The 25558-nt window shown below is 59.5% G+C and carries 27 protein-coding genes and 1 pseudogene; 10 read left to right on the top strand and 18 right to left on the bottom strand.

The features are described 5' to 3' along the window. Window positions 1-76: 76 nt before the first annotated feature. Together ACR0MI_RS08380 and ACR0MI_RS08375 are read right to left on the bottom strand one after the other, a co-directional pair. Entirely contained in the window at window positions 77-748 is a 672-nt protein-coding gene (locus tag ACR0MI_RS08380; RefSeq protein ID WP_170619275.1) for a YiaD family glycine zipper/OmpA-like lipoprotein, read from the bottom strand. A gap of 118 nt (window positions 749-866) precedes the next feature. Then, complete coding sequence (locus tag ACR0MI_RS08375) at window positions 867-1559, bottom strand: helix-turn-helix transcriptional regulator (protein WP_170614276.1); 693 nt, start codon at window positions 1557-1559, stop codon at window positions 867-869. A gap of 106 nt (window positions 1560-1665) precedes the next feature. Here ACR0MI_RS08375 and ACR0MI_RS08370 point away from each other — a divergent pair, with 106 nt between their 5' ends. Continuing rightward, entirely contained in the window at window positions 1666-1857 is a 192-nt protein-coding gene (locus ACR0MI_RS08370; RefSeq protein WP_170614275.1) for a hypothetical protein, read from the top strand. A gap of 2 nt (window positions 1858-1859) precedes the next feature. On the opposite strand, the gene ACR0MI_RS08365 is transcribed toward ACR0MI_RS08370, so the two are convergent. Then, entirely contained in the window at window positions 1860-2507 is a 648-nt protein-coding gene (locus ACR0MI_RS08365) for an RluA family pseudouridine synthase (protein ID WP_170614274.1), read from the bottom strand. A gap of 98 nt (window positions 2508-2605) precedes the next feature. Between ACR0MI_RS08365 and ACR0MI_RS08360 the strand changes: the two genes are divergently transcribed. Together ACR0MI_RS08360 and ACR0MI_RS08355 are read left to right on the top strand one after the other, a co-directional pair. Beyond that, complete coding sequence (locus tag ACR0MI_RS08360; RefSeq protein ID WP_170614273.1) at window positions 2606-3016, top strand: nuclear transport factor 2 family protein; 411 nt, start codon at window positions 2606-2608, stop codon at window positions 3014-3016. A 2-nt stretch (window positions 3017-3018) separates the two neighbouring features. Next, a complete protein-coding gene (locus ACR0MI_RS08355; protein ID WP_170614272.1) occupies window positions 3019-3729 on the top strand; it encodes an SGNH/GDSL hydrolase family protein in 711 nt (236 codons plus the stop codon). Here the strand turns inward: ACR0MI_RS08355 and rarD are convergent. From rarD to ACR0MI_RS08310, 9 genes are all read right to left on the bottom strand, one after another. Further along, entirely contained in the window at window positions 3720-4625 is a 906-nt protein-coding gene (gene rarD, locus ACR0MI_RS08350; protein WP_170614271.1) for an EamA family transporter RarD, read from the bottom strand. The two genes, ACR0MI_RS08355 and rarD, sit on opposite strands and share 10 nt — an antisense overlap. Before the next feature lie 264 nt (window positions 4626-4889). Further along, window positions 4890-7343: an FAD-dependent oxidoreductase gene (locus ACR0MI_RS08345; RefSeq protein ID WP_170614270.1), complete on the bottom strand. Its 2454-nt coding sequence runs from the start codon at window positions 7341-7343 to the stop codon at window positions 4890-4892. An 89-nt stretch (window positions 7344-7432) separates the two neighbouring features. Then, on the bottom strand, window positions 7433-8413 hold the full coding sequence (locus ACR0MI_RS08340; protein WP_170614269.1) for a helix-turn-helix domain-containing protein: 981 nt from the start codon (window positions 8411-8413) through the stop codon (window positions 7433-7435). Between the two features lie 10 nt (window positions 8414-8423). Beyond that, window positions 8424-9317 carry a homocysteine S-methyltransferase family protein gene (locus tag ACR0MI_RS08335; protein ID WP_170614268.1) on the bottom strand — a complete coding sequence of 298 codons (894 nt, stop codon included), beginning with the start codon at window positions 9315-9317 and terminating at the stop codon, window positions 8424-8426. A gap of 11 nt (window positions 9318-9328) precedes the next feature. After that, window positions 9329-10381: a zinc-binding dehydrogenase gene (locus tag ACR0MI_RS08330; protein ID WP_170614267.1), complete on the bottom strand. Its 1053-nt coding sequence runs from the start codon at window positions 10379-10381 to the stop codon at window positions 9329-9331. Between the two features lie 111 nt (window positions 10382-10492). Further along, a complete protein-coding gene (locus ACR0MI_RS08325) occupies window positions 10493-12943 on the bottom strand; it encodes a GcvT family protein (RefSeq protein ID WP_170614266.1) in 2451 nt (816 codons plus the stop codon). A gap of 15 nt (window positions 12944-12958) precedes the next feature. After that, window positions 12959-13339, bottom strand: a complete 381-nt coding sequence (locus ACR0MI_RS08320; protein ID WP_170614265.1) for a GFA family protein — start codon at window positions 13337-13339, stop codon at window positions 12959-12961. A 4-nt stretch (window positions 13340-13343) separates the two neighbouring features. Beyond that, window positions 13344-13967, bottom strand: coding sequence for a LysE family translocator (locus tag ACR0MI_RS08315; RefSeq protein ID WP_170614264.1), 624 nt, complete (start codon window positions 13965-13967; stop codon window positions 13344-13346). Then, a complete protein-coding gene (locus tag ACR0MI_RS08310; RefSeq protein ID WP_170614263.1) occupies window positions 13967-14536 on the bottom strand; it encodes an XRE family transcriptional regulator in 570 nt (189 codons plus the stop codon). The genes ACR0MI_RS08315 and ACR0MI_RS08310 overlap by 1 nt, the downstream gene beginning before the upstream one ends. 58 nt (window positions 14537-14594) lie before the next feature. Here ACR0MI_RS08310 and ACR0MI_RS08305 point away from each other — a divergent pair, with 58 nt between their 5' ends. Continuing rightward, the gene (locus tag ACR0MI_RS08305; RefSeq protein WP_480440844.1) at window positions 14595-14939 is read left to right on the top strand and encodes a DUF1294 domain-containing protein; all 345 of its coding nucleotides are present in this window, start codon (window positions 14595-14597) and stop codon (window positions 14937-14939) included. Window positions 14940-14961: 22 nt separating this feature from the next. Here the strand turns inward: ACR0MI_RS08305 and ACR0MI_RS08300 are convergent, their stop codons facing one another. The 3 genes from ACR0MI_RS08300 to ACR0MI_RS08290 form a co-directional block, all read right to left on the bottom strand. After that, window positions 14962-15480, bottom strand: coding sequence for a GNAT family N-acetyltransferase (locus ACR0MI_RS08300; RefSeq protein ID WP_170614262.1), 519 nt, complete (start codon window positions 15478-15480; stop codon window positions 14962-14964). A 101-nt stretch (window positions 15481-15581) separates the two neighbouring features. Beyond that, window positions 15582-16037, bottom strand: a complete 456-nt coding sequence (locus tag ACR0MI_RS08295) for a GAF domain-containing protein (protein ID WP_170614261.1) — start codon at window positions 16035-16037, stop codon at window positions 15582-15584. A 96-nt stretch (window positions 16038-16133) separates the two neighbouring features. After that, on the bottom strand, window positions 16134-17306 hold the full coding sequence (locus ACR0MI_RS08290) for an acetyl-CoA C-acyltransferase (protein ID WP_170614260.1): 1173 nt from the start codon (window positions 17304-17306) through the stop codon (window positions 16134-16136). Window positions 17307-17408: 102 nt separating this feature from the next. Here ACR0MI_RS08290 and ACR0MI_RS08285 point away from each other — a divergent pair, with 102 nt between their 5' ends. The 4 genes and pseudogenes from ACR0MI_RS08285 (at window position 17409) to ACR0MI_RS08270 (ending at window position 20007) form a co-directional block, all read left to right on the top strand. Continuing rightward, window positions 17409-17747, top strand: coding sequence for an STAS domain-containing protein (locus tag ACR0MI_RS08285; RefSeq protein ID WP_170614259.1), 339 nt, complete (start codon window positions 17409-17411; stop codon window positions 17745-17747). Window positions 17748-17835: 88 nt separating this feature from the next. Further along, window positions 17836-17922, top strand: a pseudogene (locus ACR0MI_RS08280) (ATP-binding protein); the annotation flags it as partial. Window positions 17923-18038: 116 nt separating this feature from the next. Beyond that, window positions 18039-18221 carry an ATP-binding protein gene (locus tag ACR0MI_RS08275; RefSeq protein WP_480552851.1) on the top strand — a complete coding sequence of 61 codons (183 nt, stop codon included), beginning with the start codon at window positions 18039-18041 and terminating at the stop codon, window positions 18219-18221. 208 nt (window positions 18222-18429) lie between these two features. Beyond that, complete coding sequence (locus ACR0MI_RS08270; protein WP_170614258.1) at window positions 18430-20007, top strand: gamma-glutamyltransferase family protein; 1578 nt, start codon at window positions 18430-18432, stop codon at window positions 20005-20007. Window positions 20008-20042: 35 nt separating this feature from the next. On the opposite strand, the gene hspQ is transcribed toward ACR0MI_RS08270, so the two are convergent. Next, on the bottom strand, window positions 20043-20369 hold the full coding sequence (gene hspQ, locus ACR0MI_RS08265) for a heat shock protein HspQ (RefSeq protein ID WP_170614257.1): 327 nt from the start codon (window positions 20367-20369) through the stop codon (window positions 20043-20045). An 80-nt stretch (window positions 20370-20449) separates the two neighbouring features. On the opposite strand from hspQ, the gene ACR0MI_RS08260 reads away from it, so the two are divergent. Next, window positions 20450-21331: an AEC family transporter gene (locus ACR0MI_RS08260; protein WP_170614256.1), complete on the top strand. Its 882-nt coding sequence runs from the start codon at window positions 20450-20452 to the stop codon at window positions 21329-21331. Window positions 21332-21391: 60 nt separating this feature from the next. Then, a complete protein-coding gene (locus ACR0MI_RS08255; RefSeq protein ID WP_170614255.1) occupies window positions 21392-21973 on the top strand; it encodes a transglycosylase SLT domain-containing protein in 582 nt (193 codons plus the stop codon). Window positions 21974-22008: 35 nt separating this feature from the next. On the opposite strand, the gene ACR0MI_RS08250 is transcribed toward ACR0MI_RS08255, so the two are convergent. Beyond that, the gene (locus ACR0MI_RS08250) at window positions 22009-22584 is read right to left on the bottom strand and encodes a LolA family protein (RefSeq protein ID WP_170614254.1); all 576 of its coding nucleotides are present in this window, start codon (window positions 22582-22584) and stop codon (window positions 22009-22011) included. A gap of 40 nt (window positions 22585-22624) precedes the next feature. Next, window positions 22625-25546, bottom strand: coding sequence for a DNA translocase FtsK 4TM domain-containing protein (locus ACR0MI_RS08245; RefSeq protein WP_170614253.1), 2922 nt, complete (start codon window positions 25544-25546; stop codon window positions 22625-22627). Between the last annotated feature and the right edge of the window lie 12 nt (window positions 25547-25558).

Below are 25558 nucleotides of genomic sequence, written 5' to 3'. Positions count from 1 at the left end.
ATAGCCCTGTTGACGCACAGTCAGTGCGCATGGACAGGGCAAGAGAATGTGCCCTGTCCACGGTTGTTGGATCCGATCAGGCGTTGCCGCTGGGCACGACGACAATCTCGACCCGACGGTTCTGCGCCTTGCCATCCGGCGTCAGGTTCGAAGCGACCGGATTGTTTTCACCCTGACCGATTGTAGTGATGCGGGAATAGCTGACGCCATTGGCCTGCAGGATATCGGCCACGGCATTGGCCCGCCGCTCGGACAGGCCCTGATTATAGGTGGCGTCGCCGTCGCTGTCGGTATGGCCGATGATCTGAACGTTCGAATTCGGGTAGTTGACCAGATTCTGCCCCACCTTCACCAGATCGGACCGCAGCCCCGGGCGCACGGTTGAGCTGTCGGTATCAAAGGTGATGTCATTGGGGACGGTGACGATCAGGCGGTCGCCTGTATTGACGATGGTGATCCCGTCATTGGCCAGTTGCTGACGCAGATCCGCCGCCTGGCGATCAAGCTGATTGCCGATGACGCCGCCACCTGCGGCACCAATGGCACCACCGGCCAGCGCACCCAAAAGCGGATCCGAGTCATTTGCAATAGCGCCGACGCCTGCACCGATCAAACCGCCCAGCAAGGCACCCTGCTTTGCATTCTGATTGGGGTCACTTTGCACTGAAAGCGTACCTGGGTCGGTACATGCGCCAAGAACAAGTGCCGAACACAGCCCGGCAGAAATAACAAACTTGGAAATCGTCATGGATTTACCCTCTGCTCATGAACCCGTTCATCGGGTTTGATTTGTTTGGGCCAGTATATCACGGCAGGCCGTTGAAGCCTCAAGCAACATTCCGGTGAAATCGGCAATTACCTGCCGGTCAAGCAGGGGCTGATGACGCATCCCAATTGTTGTTCTCCTGCCAGATGTTGCGCAGCGGCTGGCCCTGACCGCAGAAATGCGCGTCCAGAACGTCACACGCCCAGATCCGGTCCGTGCGAAAGTGTCGAAACCCGTTTCGCAACTCGCACCATGCCGCCAGCATCGTGCATTCGATGTGATAGATCAGCGCAACCGGGCGTACGACACGTTCCGTACGTTCGTCTTCGGAATTGACGTAAACCAGCCTGAGTTTCTGTTCCGCCCGGATTGCCTCGCGGTAGCTGGCAACCGGAACACACCCTTTGTCAGGATCGTCCCGAGGCGCCCCCCACGGCGCCACCTGCAACCAGTCTGCGGGCACCTGCAGCGCTTCGATTTTTCGGCAAACGCGGTCTGCGGCCTGTTGCAGGGTACTGTCACCCGTGCGGGCCAGCATTGACAGTCCAACCCACAGCGCCTCAATCTCTTCCGCATCAAAGTTCAGCGGCGGCAGATCATACCCCCGGCGCATCACGTAGCCCACGCCCGCCTCTCCTTCGATCGGCGTCCGCTGCGCCTGCAGAGCCGCGATATCGCGGTACACGGTGCGAACAGATACTTCCAGTTGCTCAGCCAGCGCATCCGCTGTCACCGGCGCATCGGACATGCGCAGGATCTGGATAATTTCAAACAGACGGGTAGATCGGCCCATCGCATCCTCCTGACGGTCTGCTGACACAATAGCACACCCCACTGACAGGGTAGTGTCAGGAGAGGGCTGCAATGTTTGGCACATCACGAAAAAATGGAGAGCAATCATGCCAAGCCGCGACAACCACGTCATGATGACGCTGAAACTCGGAAGATGGTCGCAAGATCACACCTTGCGCGGGTTTGAGATTGAACGCCAGATCATGGCCGAACGCCACTGTCGGTCCATGCAACAGCGAAGGCGTGTCAGACGAATTTCTCTGGGCAACCTCAAGATGATATGGGGCTGGGTGCTTTAGCTTCAGAAATCGGGCTTGGCCCTGAATTTCATCGCAACTCCGCCTTCGGGGTTCTTCAGGCGAAGCTCTTCGGAATGCAGCATCAGGCGCGGGTAATCCCGCGCCGCACCCGTCGCATAGAACGGATCACCCAGGATCGGGTGCCCCAATGCCTGCATGTGAACCCGCAGCTGATGCGACCGGCCCGTTTTGGGAAACAACCGAATGCGCGTGCTGCGGTCCTCATGTCGAACGACCCGCCAGTCCGTCACCGCAGGTTTGCCGGTCTCGTGGCATACCATCTGGCGCGGCCGGTTTAGCCAGTCGACGATCAGAGGCAGATCAACCGTTCCGGATTTGGGTTCAACCTGGCCCCACACACGCGCAACATAGGTTTTGCGCGTCTGGCGCTGTTCGAACTGCTGACCCAGATGGCGTTGCGCATGCGGTGTTTGTGCAAACACCATCACACCTGACGTGTCCCGGTCCAACCGGTGAACAAGCAGGGCCTGAGGAAAAGCCGCCTGAACCCGGGTCAGAAGGCAATCCGACAGATGCTCCCCCCGGCCGGGTACCGAAAGCAGGCCCGGCGGCTTGTTCACCACGATCAGCTGCGCGTCTTCATGCAGCACATCCAGTGGCATGTTTGGGGGGGTGTAGGTCTCGCTCATGCGGGCTTGCCTATCGCAGCGCGCGACCTCCCGCAACGTCGTCCTTGCCTGCGACCCATCGTTCGGCAACTCTCGGACCCAGTTGAGGAGGAACAGAGATGCATCCGACAATCGAGCGCATGCAGGACGCGGTTGCAAAAGGTGACGAGGCCCAGATACCGGATCTGCTGGCCGAGAATGTGCAGTTCCTGCCGCCGACTTATTACAGCACATGGACCGGGCGTGCACCGGTTGCGGCAGTGCTTGGGCATGTCAGCCAGGTGTTTTCCGAGTTTCGCTATCGCCGTGTTATGGGCGAAGGTTGCGACTGGGCTTTGGAGTTCCAATGCAAGGTCGGTGAACTGGATGCCGTGGGTGTGGATTTGATCACGCTGAATGACGATGGCCTGATCCAGAAATTCGAAGTGGTCATGCGCCCGCACAAAACCGTCGGCGCCCTGCGTGAGGCGATGATGGCGCGGGTGATGAGCGACGCCCGCTTTCTGGAATTTCGCAAGGCGCTGAGCTGACCATGCGTGCTCCTGTCGCCCCTGATCAGCTTCTGCGCCTTCCGCTGCTGCCGGTTCTGGCGATGCAGGGCCTGTCTGTCCGGCGCAATGCCCAGATGCTGCCCGAGCCATCAGGGCCGCGCGAAGGCCGAGATGGCCGCGGGCCCCGGCTGCGGTTGCTGATCACGGGTGACAGTTCGGCTGCCGGCGTAGGCGCAGGCACGCAGAAACAAGCCTTGTCCGGGCAACTCGTCCAGCGGCTGGCGCGGCACTATTGTGTTGAATGGCGGCTGGAGGCTACGACCGGCCATACAACGCAGGATACTATAGACCGTCTTGGGGCACTGAATACTCAGTTCGATGCCGTGGTGACGGCGCTGGGTGTGAATGACGTCACCCGCGCCGTGACGCAACGCCGGTTTGCCGAACGACAAACCCGCCTGATGTCTCTGCTGACAGGCACCATGGGCGCGCGGCGCGTGATTGTTACTGCAGTCCCGCAAATGGGCCGTTTCCCGGCGCTACCCCAACCTTTGGCCTGGGTTCTGGACCGTCAGGCGCGACGGCTGGATCAGGCGCTGCAGAAGGTGGTCGCAGAGCGCCCTCAGTGCCGGCACCTCGTGCTGGATTTGCCGGATGACCCGGCGCTTGCCGCGCCAGACGGGTATCACCCCAGTCCGAAAACCTACGCGATCTGGGCGGATGAAGTTGCCCGCGCGCTGCGTCAGGACTGAGCCCGAATCTGCCGGATCATCGGAACCGAATAGACAATCAAAGCCGCCCAGATCAGCGGAAAGGCGATCATGCGACCACGATCGATTTGTTCTCCAAACAAGGTAATCGCGGTGATGAAGATCATGGTCGGGGCGATGTATTGCAGAATGCCCATGGTGGACAACCGCACCAACTTGGCGCCGTTGGCATAAACCAGCAAAGGCACCGCCGTCACCACACCGGCACCCGCCAGCAGCATCGTATCCGCCCCAGCCATCCCAAAATGCCCTCTGCCTTGCGCGCCCAGCCAGGTCACATAGGCCAAAGCCGGGATCAGAAGAACCAGAACCTCGAGAAGGAATCCCTGGTTTGGTCCGATAGGAAGGGAGCGTTTGAAGAACGCGTAAAAGCCCCAAGTAAACATCATACCCAGTGCGGCCCAGGGCAGTGCTCCGGCTTCTAGCACAAGTATGATGACGCCCAGCGCTGCCAGCCCAACCGCTACTATCTGCGTTCGGTTCAAAGGTTCGCGCAGCAAAACCGCGCCCAGCGCAATGCTGAACAAGGGGTTGATATAGTACCCCAAGGCCGCGTCCAGCGCCCGCCCGGTGGCAATAGCCCAGACATAGATCGCCCAGTTCACTGAAATCAAAGCGGCCGTCAGGCAGGCCATGCCCAGCATTTTTGGGTTTCGCAGGGCCGCCTTCAGATCACCTGTACGTCCAAGCGCGACCAGCAACAGACCGGCGACCGGCACGGACCAGATCACCCGATGGGCCACAACCTCGACCGGACCGATATGCGCCATCGCCTTCATGTACAGCGGCAGAAACCCCCACAGTACATAGGCGGTTACAGCCAGCGCCAGACCGCGCGGCGTATCGACGTTCTGAGTTGGAGCAGCGATGTCCGCCATGTCAGGTCTCCGGCTGATACCGTTCGTCTTTACGGCAGTTCAGGCCGGGTTGGGAACTGTGATTTCTGTGAACGCACGTATCAAGAACCTTGATAGGATCGCGCCTTGGGCTTTCAGCTGGCTTTTCACCGCTTGCGAGGCTCTGCCTCGCGCTCCGGGATATTTTTGGCCAGATGAACAAGGGATCCTTCATTCATCTGGCTGCAAATATCCCGGGGGAGGCGCAGCTTGCTGCGGCGGGGGCAGCGCCCCCAACGCACCGGTTCAGACTTTGACGCGCTCGGATTTAGGGTCATACATCGGCTTCAGCGATGCCTCTGCCCTAACCTTCACACCGCACACGTCGATCTCATAGCTCGATGCCAATACATCAGCCGCCTTCTCGCCCTCACATGGCACGTATCCCATACCAACGGCGCCGCCCAGCGTGTGGCCATAGTTGCCTGAGCTGAGATAGCCGACATACTCACCATCGCGAATGATCGGTTCATTGTGGAACAGCAGCGGCTCTGCATCGGTCAGCTTGAACTGCACCAGGCGACTCTTTGGCCCGCTTTCCTTGCGCGCGATTACCGCCTCGCGGCCGATGAAATCACTGCCCTTGTCGACCTTGACAGCGAACCCGAGTCCGGCGTCGACAACATGGTCTTCGCAAGTGATATCGTGGCCGAAATGGCGGAAGCCCTTTTCGATCCGGCAGCTGTCCATCATGTGCATCCCACACAACTTCAGCCCCATGTCCTGACCAGCCTCGTGCAGTGTTTCGAACACATGACCCGCCATGTCAGACGAGACATAGATTTCCCAACCAAGTTCACCCACATAGGTCACGCGATGCGCGCGGGCGAGCCCCATGCCGATCTCGATCTGCTGTGCGGTACCAAATGGATTGGTTGCGTTGGTGAAGTCGTTGGGCGAGACCTTTTCAAGCAGCGCGCGGGCGTTCGGACCCATCACGGCCAGCACCCCTTCGCCCGCGGTGACGTCAGTGATGACCACGTTGAAATTGCCGGCATGGCGTTGCATCCAGGTCTGATCCGCCAGACGGGTCGCCGCCGGAGTGACCACCAGATAGGACGTTTCAGTCAGGCGGGTGACCGTCACATCCGCTTCAATCCCGCCGCTGCGGTTCAGGAACTGGGTATAGACTATTTTGCCATTGGGCACCGAGTAGTCGCCGCCGCCGATATAGTTCATGAACGCCTCGGCATCCGGACCTTCCACCCGGATCTTGCCGAACGAAGACATGTCGTACATGCCGACATTCTCGCGCACGGCGCGGTGCTCGGCGGCCGAATTCTCGAACCAGTTCTGGCGCTTCCAACTGTACTGATACTCACGCTCCTGCCCTTCACTGGCGTACCAGTTGGCACGTTCCCATCCGGCTAGTTCACCAAATACCGCGCCCTGTTCCTTCAGGTGGTGGTGGAACGGTGTCCGCCGCACACCGCGCGCAGTCGCCTTCTGACGATAGGGGTAGTGATCGGCATAGAGCAGGCCCAGCGTCTCTTTCGAGCGTTCGAACAGGTACTGTTTGTTGCCCTGGAACGGCTGCATCCGGCTGATATCCACATCGCCAAGGTCAAACGGTTTCTCACCCGTATCCATCCATTCGGCCAGTGCCATCCCCGCGCCACCGGCGGACTGAATGCCGATCGAGTTGAACCCTGCCGCGACCCAGAAATTGTCCATCTCGGGCGCAAGGCCAAGGTGGTAGGCATCGTCGGGGGTAAAGCTCTCAGGGCCGTTGAAGAAGGTATGGATTCCGGCCTCGGCCAGCATGGGCATCCGGTTGCAGGCATCTTCGAGGATCGGTTCGAAATGGTCGAAATCCTCGGGCAACTGGTCGAATTCGAAGGTATCCGGGATACCGTCCATGGCCCATGGCTTGGCGTTCGGCTCGAACGCGCCCAGCAGGATTTTGCGCGCGTCTTCCTTGTAATAGGCGCATTCATCCGGCACCCGCAGCACGGGCAGCTGCGTCAGACCATCGATGTTCTCGGTAACGATGTAGAAATGCTCGCAGGCGTGCAGCGGGACGTTGACGCCCGCCATCCGGCCAACCTCGTGCCCCCACATGCCTGCACAGTTCACCACCATGTCGCATTCGATGTGGCCCGAGGCGCTGCCGTCATCGGCAACCCAGTCCACACCTGTCACCTTGCGGCCCTGTTTGACGATCTCGGTGACTTTCACGCGTTCTTTGACAATGCCGCCGCGCTGCCGTGCGCCCTTGGCAAGCGCCAGCGCGATATTGGCAGGATCGCCCTGTCCGTCCAGCGGCAGGTAAACCGCACCCTTGACGTCTTCGAGGTTCAGATGCGGATAAAGCTCCGCCACGCGCTCGTTCGTGATTTCTTCGACCTCGACCCCGAATGCCCGCGCCATGGCGGCCTGGCGATAAATTTCTTCCTTGCGCTCTTCGGTCAGGGCCACGGTGATCGATCCGCAGCGCTTGAACCCGGTCGCGACGCCGGTTTCCTCCTCAAGCGAGCCATAGAGTTCCTGACTGTACTTCGCCAGTTTGGTCATGTTGGCGGTCGCGCGCAGCTGCGCGATCAGACCCGCGGCGTGCCAGGTGGTGCCGCTGGTCAGTTGCTTGCGTTCCAGCAGCACGACATCTGTCCAACCCTTCTTGGTCAGATGATACGCGACCGAGCATCCGATAACGCCGCCGCCGATGATGACCACTCGGGCCTTGGTGGGAAGATCAACCATCCTGATGTCTCCGCTGTGTCAGGTTTGGGATAAAATGCCACGGATGTGCGACAACAAATGCATCAAAATCGTCAGGTCCTCTGCAAAAATCACCTTTGCGAAGATGCCCGCTTTTCCCGCCGCAGAACAAACGGCGTGATTCCATAAAAGCTCTTGTAAATCGACGAGAATCCGTTGGGAAATCCGCATGCCAGGCCGATCTCGCGCACGCTCATGGTGGTGTTCAGAAGCAGATTGTTCGCGCGCGCCAGCCGCATTTCGCGGTAAAATCCGTTTGGTGTGGTTCCGAAGATCGACCGGAACTTGCGTTCGAGCGACCGATTCGACAGCCCCAGCAGATTGACGATGTCCTGGATCGGCAAAGGGTCTTCGATATTGGCCTGCATCAGCTTGATGCACTGGTCCAGTTTTGCATCCCCGGTCGCCGTGGTCCGAACCCCGGAAAACGGCTGCTGCGAGGAAAAGTCCCGGATGTTTTCGTGCAGCATGATGTCAGCAACCGTCATCCTGGCAGGGCCCGAAACATGGCGCCCGATAACGGCCAGGGCGACATCGGTGGTCGCCTCCATTCCGGCGCAGGTGACGACCGAACCCTGCTGGGTTGCGATGGACATCTTGGCTTCGAACCGGGCGCCCCTTTCGCGCAGGAAAGATGCGTTTTCCCAGTGGGTGGCCATGTCATCCGTGCCCTGCTCGTCAATATAGCGGCTGGCGGCCTCGGCCAGCAAAAACACCTGCGCGCCGCGGTAGGTATAGTCCGACACCACCCGCCCAAGTGACAGGTCCGGCAGGTCCGGGTCGGAATTGCCGATCACGAACAGATAGTCGGCATCAGGTTGTGCAGAAACCGGTTCGGTTGAAACGGTTGCGCCGCTGCTGCTTTCGACAGGGCCGCCTTTCAACGACCGATAGGTGTACCGGAACGGAGGATTCGGGCAAACGCGGTTGGCAATCCGCAGGACATCGACCAATGACGCGAGCTCCAGCAAAACGTATCCCGGCGCAACCATGATATCGAACTGATGCTGTTTGCCGGATCCCTGCGGTTCGGGTCCTGTCCGCTTTTGCATTCTTGTGCCCTCAGACAATCCTGTGCCCGGCTGCGCGCAACTGTTCGGCCAGTGCCTCGATATGGTCCGGACCGACCTCGCAACAACCGCCTACGATCGTGGCCCCCTGTTCCACCCAGCGCATGGCGTGTTCGGCGTAGACCTGAGGCCCCAGATCGCTGCGCTGTTCAAGCGCGTCGACGGTCGGGGCGTCCTTCAGAAATCCCTCGGAAATTTCGGTGAATCCATTCGCATAGGCGCCAAACGGTCTTCCCATGTTCGCGATGATTTGCAAAGCCGCAGGCATGGCCTCGGGTGGCGAGCAATTGACGAGCACGGCCTCTGGAGCAAAGCGGTCGACCAGAGGTGAGATTTCCGACAGGTGTTCACCCGACCGCAAACGTGTGCCGTCTGTGTCATCGACGGTCAGGGCCAGCCAGACGGGACGCCCGCCATCGACTGTGCCGCGCAACGCACCTTCTGCTTCCTGTACCGACGAAACGGTTTCAATCAGGAACAGGTCGACCCTGTCAGCCATCAGTTCGACAAGTTCGGCGTATTTCGAAGCGGCGTCCTCAGGATCGGGCCGCAGGTCGGGCCTGTAGGTGGCCAGCAGCGGACCCAGCGACCCTGCAATGCGCCCTTTGGTTCCCGCGCGTGCGCGTTCTGCCTGAGACAGGGCGGTGTCCGTCAGCGCTCCGATCTGGTCTTCCAACCCCACACGTTCCAGGCGCGAACGGTGAACGGCATAGGTATTGGTGGTCGCGATCGTAGCGCCGCGGCGAAAATAATCTGCGTGAACGTCGCCCACCAGTTCCGGGTGATCCATCATCACCCGCGTTGACCAAAGCGGCGTTGCCCGGTCGCCACTGCGTTTGACCAGTTCCTGCCCGATGGAGCCGTCCAGAAGGGTGATGTCTGCCATGTCTTACCTCGTTACGGAATCAGGACCAGTTTCCCCGGAAACGCTTTGGATTGGAAATCTTCCTGCGCCCGGGCAATGTCTTTCAGAGGATACGTCTTCGAAACAAGCGGCCTGATCCGCCCTGCATTGATAAGTTCGACAAGCCGTCCGAAAACGTCGAATGCCTGGTGTGTACAGCCATGAATGGTGATGTCCCTCAAATAGATATCGCGCAGATCCGCTTGTACAATCGGGCCTGCTATGGCGCCGGAAACGGCGTATTGCCCGCCCGGCTTCAGCGCCAGAATCAACCCCGGAAATGCCGGTCCGCCGACGACGTCGACCACCACATCGAACATGTCTGGCGGCAAGGCCGCGTCGCGATCAAAGGTATCTATCGCACCCTGTCCCTTGACCACGTCTGCTTTGGAGGCGCTGGTTACACCCCAGACCGAAGCCCCCCGCAATGTTGCAAGTTGGACGGCAGCCAGCCCGACCCCACCGGATGCCCCGGTTATCAGAACCTTTTGTCCGGCCGTTACACCTGCGCGGGTCAGCAGGTTTTCGGCCGTGCCGAAAGCGCAGGGTATTGCCGCAATCTCGGTGTCCGACAGGGGTGACACTGACACGTCGTAGAGGTCGCTTGCCTCGACCAGGCAGTATTGCGCGAAGGCGCCGTCAATCTCAGAACCCAATGCAATGAAACCGCTGGGTTGACCGGGGCGCGGGCGCGGCAAGTTGATCGGACAGGTGACACGTTGACCTGGCTGGAATCCGGTGCCGGACCCTGTCCGCTCAACGATGCCGCACAAATCACCGCCCTGTATTCTGGGAAACTGCAGAGCGCCGCCCCAACCGCCGGCATCGACATCCTGATCGACCGCGTCCGTTGCACCCGTGACATCCGGTGAATACCAGCCAACACGCGTGTTGATGTCGGTATTGTTGACGCCTGCCGCAGCCACCCGGACCAGAACCTGCCCGTGTCCGGGGGTGGGTAGGGGAATATCCTGACGCCATTCCAGTGCCTCCGGCCCGCCATGGCGTGTCAGGTAAACACCGGACATTGTCTCCGGATGGGTCATTGCCATCTCTCCCCGTTACAGGTTTTGCGGATGCATTATGCCCGACAGCGGTGTTGCATCAAATTGCGGGTCCGCCTGACTTTTGGCCGACCCGCAGTTTTCCCTGATGGATCAGGCACGCAACCGCGCGTTTTCCGGATCCCAGAGCGGCTGGTCCTGCTGCACGACGGCTCGGCATTTCCGACCGTAGATTTCGACCTCCAGTTCGGTGCCCGGAGCAGCCAGATCAGGACGCACCATGCCCAGTGCGACCGACGCATTTATGCGATACCCCCATGCACCGGATGTGGTTTCACCCACGATCTGACCTTCATGCCAGAGGCATGACATGTACGGTGCGTCGCAATCTCCGGCCTCGACCAGCATGGTGACGAACTGCTTTTTCACGCCCTGCTGCTTTTCATTCTGGATCGCAGCCTTGCCGGGGAAGTCCTGTGGTTTGTCCAGTTTCACGAACCGCTCCAAACCGCCTTCCAGAAGCGAGTAGTCGGTCGACAGGTCGCCTTTCCACGCACGATAACCCTTTTCGACACGCAGGGAATTGAGCGCATACATCCCGAAGGGCTTGGCACCCGCGTCAATGATGGCGCCATAGATCGCTGGCATGTGTTCGTTCAGGGCATGAACCTCCCAACCCAGCTCACCTGCGAAGGAAACACGGATCAGGTAAGCGGGTTGCCCGGCGACGGTTGCCGACTGGTGGGTCAGCCATCCGGTCGACAGGTCCGCATCGGTCATGCCCGACAGGATCTCTCGCGACTTCGGCCCCGTGACGATCAGTGTATCGCGGGTGGTGGTCACATCCTCGACCGAAACGCCTTCGGGCATAGCGTTCAGCAGAATGTCGCGGTCATGCCACTGGGCAGTTGCGGCCGTGATCATGACGAACTCGTCCTCGCCCATCCGGATACAGGACATCTCGGTCAGGATGCGACCACGATCATCAGAGATATAGACAAGGTTCATGCGACCCGTCTTGGGCAGGCCACCCGTGACCAGACCACGCAGCGCCTCGGCAGCACCTTCGCCCTTGACCATGAAGCGCGAGAACCCCGGCAGATCCAGTACACCACAATGGTCGCGCACGGCCTCGCATTCCTCCTTTACGCGCTGCTCCCACGGGCCCGAGCGGCCCCATGTGTGGGTGGCTTCAAGCGACGTGTCGTCGCCGGGCTGCGCAAACCAGTTGGCCCGTTCCCAGCCGTTATAGGCGCCCATGACACCGCCCAGCTCTTTCACCTTGGCATGAACCGGCGACAGTTTCTTGTCGCGCGCGGCGGGCCATTCGTGCTGGGGGAAGTGCATAGCGTACTCGTTGCCATAAACTTCCAGACCCTTCTGGTTGCAATAGTCCTGATCGGTGTAATCGGTGTAACGGCGCGGATCGACAGCCCACATATCCCACTCGGTCGCGCCATCGACGATCCATTCGGCCAGCACCTTGCCCGCGCCACCGCCTTGCGCGATGCCAAAGGTGAATGTGTGCGCCTCGAACGCGTTTTTCACACCCGGCATTGGACCGATCAGCGGCAGACCGTCCGGTGCATAAGGGATCGGGCCATTGATCACGCGGCCCACGCCCGAGGTTGCCATCAGCGGCACCCGTTCCATCGCGTCGGTCACGATGTCCTCAATCCGGTCCAGATCATCATTCCACAGCTGGAAGCTGAAGTCCTCGGGCATCGGGTCATCTTCTGTCATCCAGTGGCCCTTACAATTGGGCTCATACGGGCCAAGGTTGAAGCCGTTCTTCTCCTGACGCAGGTAGTACGAGACATCCACGTCGCGCAGCAGCGGCAGCTTCTTGCCCCCGTTTTCCTTGGACCACGCTTGGACTTCGGGGATTTCGTCGGTCAGCAGATACTGGTGGCTCATGACCATCGCGGGAACGGTTCGGCCGCCATAAGGTTTGAACCACTCTCCCACACGCTGCGCGTAGTAACCGGCGGCGTTGACCACATAATCACAGGCGATATCGCCCTTGTCCGTGTGTACGGTCCAGGTGCCGTCGTCATGCTGGGTCACGCCGGTTGCCGGGCAGAAACGGATGATCTTCTGGCCCATGTCGCGGGCCCCCTTGGCCAGCGCTTGCGTCAGCTGCGCGGGGTCGATGTCGCCATCGGTCGGATCATACAGAACCCCCTCAAGATCATGCGTTTCAAGGAAGGGATAGCGTTCCTTGGCCTCTTCCGGGGTCCACATCTCCATCGGGATGCCCTGGTAACGGCCCATCGACATCGCCCGCTCAAATTCCTGCATCCGCTCCTTGCTGTGCGCCAGACGGATCGAGCCGGACTGGTGGTAGTTCATCGGATAGTCGACTTCTTCGCCCAGCCGCGCATACAGCTCGGTCGAGTAGCGCTGCATGTTCATGATCGCCCACGAGGTCGAAAACGTCGGCACGTTACCCGCCGCGTGCCAGGTCGAACCTGCGGTCAGCTCGTTCTTTTCCAGAAGAACGCAGTCGGTCCAGCCCTTCTTGGCCAGATGGTACAGCGAGGAAGCCCCCACCACACCGCCACCGATAACAACCACTCGGGCTTTTGTCGGAAAATCATTCATGTTGTTTGATCCCTGTTACTGTGCCTCTTGAGGCAGATCGTCCGTGATGTCGTAGTAATCGCCCTTGTCGGCCACGAAGATGTGGCGGGCGAGCGTGAGGCCCGTGGGTTCGTCAAGCGCCCCCATGGAAATCGAAATCGTGTCCTCGTCATTGTGTTGCCAGAAAAGGAACGAGCCGCAGGCGCTGCAGAAACCGCGTCGGGCGATATTCGAGGCACGAAACCAGCTGAGCGTGTCACTGGCGGAAAAACTGAGATTGTCCTGATGCGTCGAGGCGGACGCCCAGATATGACCCGACTGCCTGCGGCATTGACCGCAATGGCAGGCCGAGGGCGGTGAAAGCTCACCGTCGACCGCGAAGGCAACCGAGCCGCACAAACATGATCCTGTCTGCATTCTATTACCCCCTTGCTGTAGGCGTGGTGCTGGTTCCCAGCAGCACACCGTAAATGATGAAACATGCAGCCATGATCCGGCGCACCCAGATGTTGAACACCGCGCCCAGCGCCGCCTTGCCCATGAGCGCGCCCAGAAGTGTGAAGCCGGTATAGCTGAGTGTCGTAATGACCAGCGCTGTTGGCATGATGACCGACATTTGCTGCCAGATCGGCACATCGGGCTGCACGAATTGCGAAAACGCGGCCAGGTATCCTGCGACACTTTTGGGATTGATCGTGGCGATGGCCAGTGCATGCAGATAGACGTGCCGCGCTGGACGTTCCGTGGCAGGTACCGGCTTTGCCGCGTTCATCCAGCCGCGCACGCCCATCCAGATCAGGAACCCTGCCCCGATCAGTTTGGCGATGAAAAACCCGGTTGGGGACGCCGCGATCAATGCGGTCACGCCCAGTGCCGACAGGATCAAAAACGCGCTGGCCTGAGTCACAATGGCCAGAACACCCAGCATCGCCTTGGCAAATGGCAGGTTCATCCCGTTCGAGATGCAATTGACCGCGTTCGGCCCCGGTGTGGTAACGAATACCACCCAGAACAGCGCGAATATGGTCCAGGCCTCAAAGCTCATCAGTATACCGGCGGGGCGATGACCCAGACCGCAACCGCGGGCTCGTCATAGGGGTTGGACCATTGATAGGGCTCGTGCTTGATCCGAAAACTGTCACCCGGACCGACCGTGTATTCACGATCGCCGATTTTGAGATCAAGCCGCCCGGAGACCATGTAACCGACCTCTTGCGTCGGGCGATTTGCAGGGGTTTGCATGCGGGACTGGGGTTGAAAGGTAGAATGCACCATCTCGAAATCGTCGGTCAGATCAGGAGACAGCAGTTCTTCGATCAGCCCTTCTTCGCCGGACCCCATCGGACGCCGGGATCCGGCCCGGACGACATAGCCCTGTTCGGCGGCAGGCGCCGCGGAATGCGCAAACAGCATCGACATCGGAACACCAAGACACTGGGCAATCTGGCGCAGATCCGAGATCGATGGTTCGGACTTGTCGCGCTCAACCTGGCTGAGCCAGCCGACGGACCGGTCCAGACGAGTCGCGATATCGGTCAGCGTCAGCCCGCGCGCCTTGCGCAGAGCGCGGATGTCCGCTCCGAGTGTCGCGCTTTGCGGGGCCTGGCTGTTCACGGGGGCCACTCCGATTCTCGTGAAATTTTCTCCTCGTTTTTCACGATGGCGCGATTCCGTGAAAATTCCAAGCATTTTTTCACTTGGGTCGACCTGTCCGATTGGCTATGTCCCACTCATGTGGATTGCAGTGATCTATCTTTGGGCGGTTAACGGTCTGACCCTGCTGTGTTTCGGCTGGGACAAGGTCCGGGCGCAGCGGCGCAAGCGCAGAATCCCAGAACGCAGGTTGTTGTGGCTTGCAGCCCTCGGCGGCAGCCCCGGCGCGTTGCTTGGACGATGGCTGTTTCGGCACAAATCCCGAAAACGCGGATTCTCGGCCTGGCTGTTCGGAGTTGCCACGTTGCAGGTCTTGGCCCTGTATCTTGCCATGGCCAACGGCCTGCCGACCCTTATGCAGTGACAAGACCTGACTGCACCGTCAGTCAGCCGATGTTGCGGACATAAATCTCGGTGGTGGCGGAACAGCGTTCCGTCAAAAGTTCAAAGCCTGCTTTCCGAAGCACGCGGGCAGAGGCTGGATTGTCGCGACCGACACCGGCAACGAGTCGCATGGCAGGGCCTGACAGCACTGCGGTCTGAAGCCCCTTTAACAGTTCGGAGGCATAGCCGTTTCCCCAGGCAATTTCTGCAATCAGATAGCCGATATGGACACTCGGAGGCGCATCACCGTCCAAATCCACGGCCAGCACCATCAGTCCGATCAGCTTATTGTCGCTGCTTTGACGCACCAGCAGAATGTCGCTTTCGGCGTGACGAGCCTCGATCCAGGCTGAGATGTCCCGGTCCCGCAACTGCATGGGCGGCGGCAGGTTTTTCAAGACCGCAGGGGTCAGTAGCGCGGCAAGATCGTCAGCTAGCTTGCGCCGCAAGTGCGGTTCGGCAAGATGGTCTTTCCAGTGGCTGACCGAAAGCCGTTGAGTAGAGAATTGGTGTGGAATCATGCCGGACCCGCCAGGTTTCGAGGCCTTCGGAGTTTAGCGGGTCTTTGCGTGAAGCAAAATGTCGAAGTCCGAGAGTGGGCCTTTCGCCCCCTGCGTTTCCATCAGGCTCGCGCGAAAGTTTTGGACAATATCTCCGTCAGGTATTCGGCGTCATCCTCCGAAAACGCATCGGGCAGATCGCTGTCGATGTCGAAAACCGCGATTACCTCACCTGCGGCATTGTGAACAGGCAGGACCAGTTCGGATCGGGTTGAGGACGCGCAGGCGATATGCCCCGGGAACGCGTCGACATCCGGAACAAGCTGCACCTGCCCTGTGCGCGCAGCCGCACCACAAACACCCCGGTCGAAGGGAATGACCAGACATCCATGCCCCCCCTGGTAAGGGCCGATTTTCAGCAACCCCGGTTCGGTCACCCGATAAAACCCGGTCCAGTTGAACCGGTCGTCGGAATGATGCACCTCGCAGGCGACGGTGGCCATCAGTGCAACCTCGTCACTTTCGCCTTCGGTCAGAGCGGCAATGGTTCTGGCCAGCATGGTGTAGTCTGCTGTCATGGTGGAAGTCCCGTCTGTGGTGGGTAAAGGGGGCGCTGCCCCCTCTTGAGCCGTTGACTCAATTCACCCCCGGAGTATTTGGAAAAAGATGAAGGGTCAAACCCGTTCGATTGCTATTGCGGTGCCTTCGCCGCCGCCGATGCAGATGGCTGCCACACCCCGCTTGAGGTTTCGTTTTTCCAGAGCATTGAGCAGCGTCACCATGATTCGGGCACCTGATGCGCCGATCGGATGACCCAGGGCGCAGGCGCCACCATTCACATTCACTTTTTCACGCGGCAAACCCATTTCGCGCATGAACGCCATGGGAACGACGGCGAAGGCTTCGTTCACCTCCCACAGATCGACGTCATCCTTGCTCCATCCGATGCGGGACAGCAGCTTTTGCGCCGCCGGAACCGGAGCGGTCGTAAAGAGGCCCGGAGCCTGCGCGTGGCTGGCATGCCCGAGGATGCGCGCACGAACGTTCAGGCTCTGCGCCTCGGCCACTTCGGCGGAGGCAAGAACCAGCGCCGCCGCACCATCGGAGATCGATGAGGAGTTGGCGGCTGTTACGGTCCCGTCCTTGCGAAACGCGGGTTTCAGGGTCGGAATCTTTTCCGGCCGCGCCGATTTTGGCTGTTCGTCAATATCTTGTGTGAATTCACCTTTGCGGGTCCGCACGACGTGCGGCGCAATTTCGCCGTCAAACGCCCCGTTTTCCTGAGCGGCCAGCGCGTTGGACAGAGACTGCAGCGCGTATTCGTCCTGTGCCTCACGCGTGAATTGATAGGCCTCGGCGCAGTCTTCGGCGAAGGTGCCCATCAGGCGGCCCTTGTCATACGCGTCCTCAAGCCCGTCCAGAAACATGTGGTCCACCACCTGACCGTGACCGATTCGCGCCCCGCGGCGCATTTTGGGCAGCAAGTAGGGGGCGTTTGTCATGCTTTCCATACCGCCCGCGACCATGGTGTCGGCATGACCCAGCGCAATCTGGTCAAACGCCATCATCGCCGCCTTCATCCCGGACCCGCACATCTTGTTCAGGGTCGTTGCGGGCACGTCTTCGCCCAAACCGGCGGCGAAACCGGCCTGCCGCGCCGGAGCCTGTCCCTGACCGGCGGGCAGAACGCAGCCCATCAGAACCTCGTCCACGGTCTGTACTCCGGCCCCCTTCATGGCCGCTCGAATGGCCGTGCCACCCAGATCGGCCGCCGCAACCCCATCGAACATGCCCTGAAACCCGCCCATTGGTGTGCGGGCTGCACCCGCGATCACGACCTGCTTCATCCGGATTCTCCTTCTCGTTTTCCGGGTTCTGAATACCGAATGGTAAGAATTGCCGTCTAGCGTATTTCTACGAGGATTTTTCATTCTGGAGGGCAATTGGACATGGGTCTGATCAGTACGGCAACCGGTGAGACGCAGGTGATCAAGGTTCAGGCAGACCGGATCGACGCCGCCATTGCGATACAGTTCAAGGAAGATATGCGCAATCAGACCGACGGCTGCGCGGGCCGGGTGGTGCTGGACCTGTCGGATGTCGAATTCATCGATTCCAGCGGACTGGGTGCCATCGTCGCATCCATGAAACAGCTTGGCGATGACCGCAGCCTGGATCTGGCGGGTCTGCATCCGTTTGTCGAGAAAGTATTTCGGCTGACCCGCATGGATACAGTTTTTCGATTATTTGCGACGCTGGAAGACGCCCTGACGCCGACTGCGGATTAAAGTTGCAAAGGAAACCATTCGCGTGGCTTCTGTTCATGATCATGACTTTCTGGAACTGAGCTTTGCCGCAACCGAAGCTGAGGCGAGCATGGGTATCGCCCGTCTTAGCGCCGGCCTCGCCGAGCGCGGATTGCCCGCACCAAAGGCAAGCGACGTCAAAATCGCGCTGGCCGAGGCGATAAACAACCTGGTTGAACATGCCTATGCAGGCATCGCCCAGCCCGTGTTCTTGTCAGGTGCCGCCGGCACAGGGATCGGCTTGTTATTATCATTACGGATACCGGCAACCCTTTGCCGGGGCGTCGAGTGCCCGATGTTATTCCGGCGGACGTCAACGCAACCAGACAGAGTCTGCCCGAAGGGGGATTCGGATGGTTCCTGATTCACCAATTGACCAGCGCCATCCATTATGAACGGCGCGAAGGGTGCAATAGGTTGTCTTTGCGCTTCGATTTCCCGGATGAGGCGAATTGACCCAAAATGGCCACAATAAGGCCCAGATCGAAACATTGTCGCGCCGCAAATAATTGGCAAAAGGGTCTTGTAGCTCAGATAGCTTCCCTCGGCGCCTAGCATCACAGCCCCCACCCAGTGACCGGCGCCGAGGAACCTCCCCTCAAGTTGACTGGACATTCCTCTGCCGCGCGATACGGTCTGCGCGTTCAATGAGGAGAGGCCCGTCATGCGCGATTTGCACAAACCCGGACGTTCCGAAGTACTGGCGACCGAAGGCATGTGTGCGACGTCACACCCTTTGGCGGCCAAGGTGGCGCTGGACATACTGGCGCAGGGCGGAAACGCGATGGACGCCGCCATCGCCGGTGCGGTTTTGCTGGGTATTTGCGAACCACAAATGACCGGTCTGGGTGGCGATTGTTTTGTCCTGTTCAATCGCGCAGGCGAGAACGAAATTCGCGCGCTGAACGGTTCAGGCCGCGCGCCCCAAGCAGCAGATGCAGAGGCGTTGCGCGCAAAGGACCTGAAGACCGTGCCCCTGAACACTCCGGATGCGGTGACAGTTCCGGGTGCTGTTGATGCGTTTTGCCACCTGGCGGAAACGGAAGGACGGCTGGGGCTTGAGGCGATTTTGCAACCGTCCATCGACTACGCGGAGACCGGTGTTCCGGTGGCCGCACGAGTGGCCTTCGACTGGAAATCCGGCGCGGCTGTATTGCAGGGTGCGGCCCGCGACCACTATCTGATCGATGGCAAGGCCCCGGAAACAGGTCAGGTCTTTCGCGCTCCGGGTCAGGCGGAGATTCTGCGCCAAATTGCTCGTCACGGGCGCGAAGCATTCTACACCGGTGACATCGCGCAAGACATGATTTCCGCCTTGAACACACTGGGTGGGGTCCACACATCAGACGACTTTCAAGCCACCAGATGGACGCAAACCAACCCAATGAGCGGGCACTACAAAGGCACGGACCTTGTCGAACACCCGCCCAATGGGCAAGGGGCGACTGCGATCCTGTTGCTCAATATTCTGAAGAACTTTGATCTGGCCGGGATGGACCCTTTTGGTGCGCAAAGGGTTCATATCGAGGCCGAGGCCACCAAATTGGCCTACGATGCCCGCAACCGATTCATTGCGGACCCCGATCATACGGCCAGGGCCGAACGTTTCACCGATCAGGATATTGCAGACAGGCTGGCAGCGCTTATCGATCCCAAAAGCGCAATGGCGGCCGCCGCACGGCTGACCGAGTCCGTTCACAAGGATACCGTCTATATCACGGTGGTCGACCGGGACCGGATGTCCGTATCTCTCATCTACTCGATCTTCCACAGCTTCGGATCAGGGATCGCGTCTGAAAAATATGGCATTCTGCTGCAGAACCGCGGGGCGGGCTTTACGCTGCAAGGCGGGCACCCCAATGAGCTGGGCGGTGGAAAACGCCCGATGCACACGATCATTCCCGGGATGCTGAAACAGGACGGCCGGGTAGTGATGCCATTCGGTGTCATGGGCGGGGCCTACCAGCCGACCGGACACGCCAGATTCCTGTCCAATCTTGTCGATTTTGATTTGAGTCTTCAGGGCTGCATTGATGCGCCGCGCGCCTTTGCCGATGGTGGGGTACTGAAACTGGAACGCGGATATCCGCAAGCAGTAGCGCAACAATTGTCTGACATTGGCCACACTGTTTCAATTCCTGACACACCCCTCGGCGGTGCACAGGCGATCCGAATCTGTGAAAGCGGTGTTCTTGAGGGGGCTAGTGACCCCAGAAAAGACGGATGTGCGCTTGGGTATTGAGTTTCGGCGACCGGAAGGCGGCAGCTATGCGGTTATCAGTTCAGATGAAAGTGCAGCGGATACGCGCCATCCTCGAACGGGCCGAACATGTTGGGAATGTCGGGGTGCTCAACCGGCTCTCCGGACTGGTCGGCAACCAGATTTTGTTCTGAAACATAAGCAACATAGAAGGATTGGTCGTTTTCAGCCAGCAGGTGATAAAACGGCTGATCCTTTATCGGCCGACTGTCTTCAGGAATCGCCTGATACCATTCTTCCGTATTCGAGAACTCCGGATCCACGTCAAAAATCACCCCTCGAAAGGGATGTTTCTTATGGCGGACCACCTGGCCCAAGCCGTATTTGGCATTTGTCTTCAGCATTGTTTCAGCCCCCGGAGGTCTTACTACCTCTTTCCGGGCCAAAATGCCAATCATTGATCTGAAATTCAGGGAAACAGTCTGTGAACCTACTACTGACAGTGTTCGAAATTGTCGCTCCGGTATTTTTGCTTTCAGGGATTGGGTTTACCTGGGTCAGGCTGGGATTCGAGTACCGTTTGCAGTTCGTGACACGGTTTGCGATGACACTGGCCGTGCCAAGTCTGATCTTCGTCGCCCTGATGCAGACCGAAATTCCGGGCGGGGATCTGTCACGGTTCACGCTGGCCACCATTGCCGGGAATCTGGCACTTGCCGTGGTCTTCAAAGTGACCGTTCATCTTTTGAAACTGGAGCAGCGCACGTATCTGTCGCCGCTCATTTTCGGGAATACCGGAAATCTTGGGCTGCCTCTGTGTATTTTTGCATTCGGGCAGGCCGGACTGGGCTATGCGGTGATCTTTCTTGCGGTCACGGCCCTGTTTTCATTCACTTACGGAATCTATCTGGTGGCCGGAAAAGGCGCGTTTGGCAAAGTCATACGCGAGCCGATGGTCTGGGCAACGCTGTTTGGCGCCCTGTTTTTGTGGCAAGGCTGGGAAACGCCCTTGTTTCTGACCAATACGCTTGAGCTGCTGGGGCAGATGGCGGTGCCCATGATGCTGATCACGCTCGGCGTCGCGATTGCACGGCTGACCACCGACAGGCTGGGGCAGGCAATCTGGCTGTCAGTTTTGAAGCTTGGCGTTTGCTTTGTTTTGGGCTGGACCGTTGCAGTGACGTTCGATCTTGGGGCCGTGGCATTCGGTGTGCTGGTCTTACAGATGTGCACCCCGGTGGCAGTCACATCGTACCTTCTGGCCGAGCGGTTCAAGGCCGATTCAGACGCGGTTGCCGGAATGGTCATGGTCTCGACTCTTCTTTCCGTGGGGGCATTACCTGTCATTCTGGCTATTGTTCTGTAACGAAAGTGATTTCCTCAAACTACAATCTGCGCTAGAATGAACAAAAAAGGCACGAGGCACATGAGCAGAATTCTAGTTGTACTCCTTGGGGTGCTGCTTTTGGCATCCTGTGGGGGTGGTTCCAAGCAACCGCCCAGCAGATTGAATGACGCGTGCAGTATTGCGCGCGAAAGGCCGGACTATATCAAGGCGTTCAAATCCACCGAACGGAAATGGGGGGTGCCCATTCACGTTCAGATGGCGACAATCTATCAGGAAAGCCGCTATCGCCACGATGCACGAACCCCGCACAAATACGCACTGGGAGTGATCCCGCTAGGCCGTCAGAGCAGCGCCTACGGCTTCAGCCAGGCCCTTGATGGCACGTGGGAGCAATATCAGCGCGAAACCGGAAAACGGCGCGCCAAGCGGGATCGCATTCGCGACGCGTCGGACTTCATCGGCTGGTACATGAACAAAAGCTACGAACGCAACGGCATCCACCCCAGCGACACCCGCAACCAGTACCTGGCCTATCACGAAGGTCACGCCGGCTTTGCGCGTGGCACCTACAACGGTAAATCCTGGTTGCTGAACGTGGCGGATGATGTCGATGCGCGTGCGCGTCTTTATCAGGCCCAGCTGGCGTCCTGCCGAGTCTGACACCATTGCGCAGGCCGGCAGTTACCCGGCCTGTCCTAATTCGGGCGTGAGAACAGGCTCTGGTTCAAGCGTCCGTCTGTTTCCAATGCGCCCAGCAGGACCGTGGTCTGCCCCCCGGCATTGTCGTGAATCACCCATTTACGCAGCTCAATGGGATCGCCTGTAAACATCAGCTCGATCCGGCCTGCGTCGGGGTTTTTGGGGTCCTGCGCCGTAACGATTGTGGCGGTCCCGTCAAACTCGTGCCCCACCACCATATTCGCCTCACCCAGATTTACATTTCGCTTCAGCACCAGTGACAACGGTGTCCGGTTCAGCGGGTATTGCTCGGGCGGCTGGTTTGATTTCGGATCAAAGATCATCACGGATCCGGAGCGCGCCAGAACGACGGCATCATTGGGGGGGTCATATTCGAACCGCATCTTGCCGGGGCGTTGAATCCAAAGCTTTCCGGTACTTAGCGATCCGTCATCGTTGACCTGAGTGAACGACGTCTGAACGGTTTTCATATCGTTCAGGTATTTTGAAATCTGCGACAATGGCAGTTTGTCTGCCGCCCAGGCCGCAGGCGCGGCCAGTGTCAAAGCAAGGGCAAAGGCTATCTGTTTCATGAGACACCAGATAAGCGCTTTGCCCTTGTTATTAAATATCCTACTGCTCGGGGACGAGGATTTCGCGTTTGCCGACGTGATTTGCTGACGAAACAACGCCTTCGTCTTCCATCTGCTCAACAAGCCGCGCGGCCTTGTTGTAGCCAATGGCAAGTTTCCGCTGAATGTACGAGGTCGAGCATTTGCGATCCTTGATTACAATCCCGACTGCCTGATCGTACAGGGCATCCTCACCGTTGGTGTTTCCACCGGTATTCAGGCCCAGAACAGCGTCGATATTGTCAGCCGTTTCCTCTGCCGGGCCATCGACCACCCCACTCATGTAGTCCGGTGGGCCGAACTGTTTCAGGTGGTTGACGATTTCCTCGACTTCTTCGTCCGAAACGAATGGCCCATGGCAGCGGGTGATCTTGGCCCCACCCGCCATGTAGAGCATGTCGCCCTGCCCCAACAGTTGCTCAGCCCCCATTTCACCAAGGATGGTACGGCTGTCGACTTTCGAGGTCACCTGGAACGAAATCCGCGTCGGGAAGTTCGCCTTGATCGTACCGGTGATCACGTCGACCGACGGACGTTGCGTGGCCATGATCAGGTGAATACCCGAAGCCCGCGCCATCTGTGCAAGTCGCTGAATGCAGGCTTCGATTTCCTTGCCCGCGACCATCATCAGGTCGGCCATCTCGTCGACGATGACGACGATGTAGGGCATCGCCTCGGGCGCGAATTCTTCGGTCTCGAATGTGGGTTCGCCGGTGTCATCGTCAAACCCGGTCTGGACCGTGCGGCTGAACAGTTCGCCCTTGGCCAGCGCGTCCTTCACGCGGCCGTTGTAGCCCGCGATATTGCGCACGCCCATTTTGGACATCTTGCGATAGCGGTCCTCCATCTCGCCCACGACCCATTTCAGAGCCACAACCGCCTTTTTCGGGTCGGTCACAACCGGGGACAGCAGATGCGGGATGCCGTCATAAACGGACAGCTCCAGCATCTTTGGGTCGATCATAATAAGGCGGCATTCATCCGGCGTCAGCTTATACAGCAGCGACAGGATCATGGTGTTGATCGCCACCGACTTACCGGAGCCCGTGGTACCCGCGATCAGCAGGTGAGGCATCTTGGCCAGGTTCGCCACGACGGATTCCCCGCCAATATCCTTGCCCAATGCCAGAGGCAGCGCGTGGTTGCCATCGCCAAAGTCCCGGCTGGCGAGGATTTCGCGCAGCACCACCATCTCGCGATTTTCGTTGGGCAGTTCGATACCGATCACGGAACGCCCCGGCAATGTCGAAACCCGCGCCGACAAGGCGGACATGGACCGCGCGATATCGTCCGCCAGACCGATCACACGGCTGGCTTTCAGGCCCGGAGCCGGTTCAAGTTCGTACATGGTCACTACAGGGCCAGGGCGGACGCTGACGATCTCACCCTTGACGCCATAATCGTCCAGAACGTTTTCCAACATCCGCGCGTTTTCCTCCAGCGCCTCATCGCTCAGATGATGGCGCTGAATGCTGGCCGGATTGGACAGCAGACCCAGCGGCGGCAATTCGAAATCCGAATGCCGTTCCTCGAACGACAAGGTCGGCTGCGCTTCGGCCTGAGCACGACGCGACGGAGGCGGGCTGCGGCGCACAGGCTGTGCCACGACCGGTTTGCGAGGCTCGGCCACCGGGATTTTCATTGCAGTGCGCGGCTCTGGCGCGGGTTCGGGCGCGTCCTCAAAAACGTCGTCGTCGTCAAAATCGGGTTCCGGCTGAAAGCCCTGCATGTGATCGGGTTCAGGCACGTACGCGTTCGGCTCAGGCGCCTGCCATTCGGGCGCCGCCCCTGAAGTCAACGGCGGTTCGGGTGGCAACCCGGCCGCAGTAATGGGTGGCTCGGGCGGCAATTCTCCGGCCCGCGCTGTGTTCAGGATCAGTGGGTCGGGCCCTCTGCCGCGGCCCTTGGTCAGCGGAAGGTTCGGATCGGGTTCGGGCGTCATCTCACCGGTGGCGACCCGGCGGCTGCGGACGGCTGCCGAAATTTTCGAACGGATACGATCCTCTCCCGGCATTTCGTCGAAACCTGCAACCGGTTCAGGGTCGACAAGCTCGGGTTCCGGCATCGGTTCCGGTCGCCGGATCAACGCGGGCATCCGCGCCAGCAGCCCGGTTTTCTGCGGCCCGGGCCCGAATTCAGGCTCTTCGAATACAGGATCGGCAAAATCCATATCGTCCTGGAACACGAGGTCATCAGCCTCGATCCGGGCGGCCTTGCGATCTTCCCACCGCGCGCGGCGGTCACGCGCGGCCTGGGCCGTGGCAGATGCGCTGCGGCCAAGACCCTTCATCAGCATGTCGTAGGACAGAACAAGACCAAGCAGGAAAGCCCGGAACCCGCGCCGGACGTCGTCTTTGGTAAACCCAAGCACAAAAACGCCCAGCGCCAGCATCCCCACCGCCATCGCCAGCGACATCAGCTTGACCATGAAATGCGAGGAAATCGGCAACAATGTCAGCAACGCACCCATCACGGTATCGCCAAACAAACCGCCCAGACCATAGCTGTGGGTGGCGCGCCATGCGTCGCCCGGCACCAAAGTCGCTGCATAAACCGATACAACCGCGATCCAGATCGGCGCAAAGATCAGGCGCGCAACGGCGCGATCTTCGCCGAAGTGACCGGCAAAGCGGATGCCCCAGCCAATCAACACCAAAGCGATGCTCCAGCTTCCCCAGCCCACGATCATGAACAGAGGCGCAGCGATCGAGGCCCCGATACGGCCCATCCAGTTCTGCACCGGCGCGTCTGTCGATACCATCCAGTTCGGATCATCCGGCGTGTAGGACCAGATCATTGCCGCTGCCGCAAAACCAAGCAGGATCAGGGCGATCCCGATCAATTCCTTGCTGCGCCGCTCAATCGCGGCCTGCGTTGTGCTGTCCAGTAAAGGATCGCGGTTGCGCGCGTTCAATGATGCCATTTTGCCCTCGTA

The organism is Ruegeria sp. D4 (assembly GCF_056534475.1).
The sequence above is the reverse complement of the archived record's forward strand: the minus strand, read 5'-3'. Positions and strand labels throughout refer to the sequence as shown.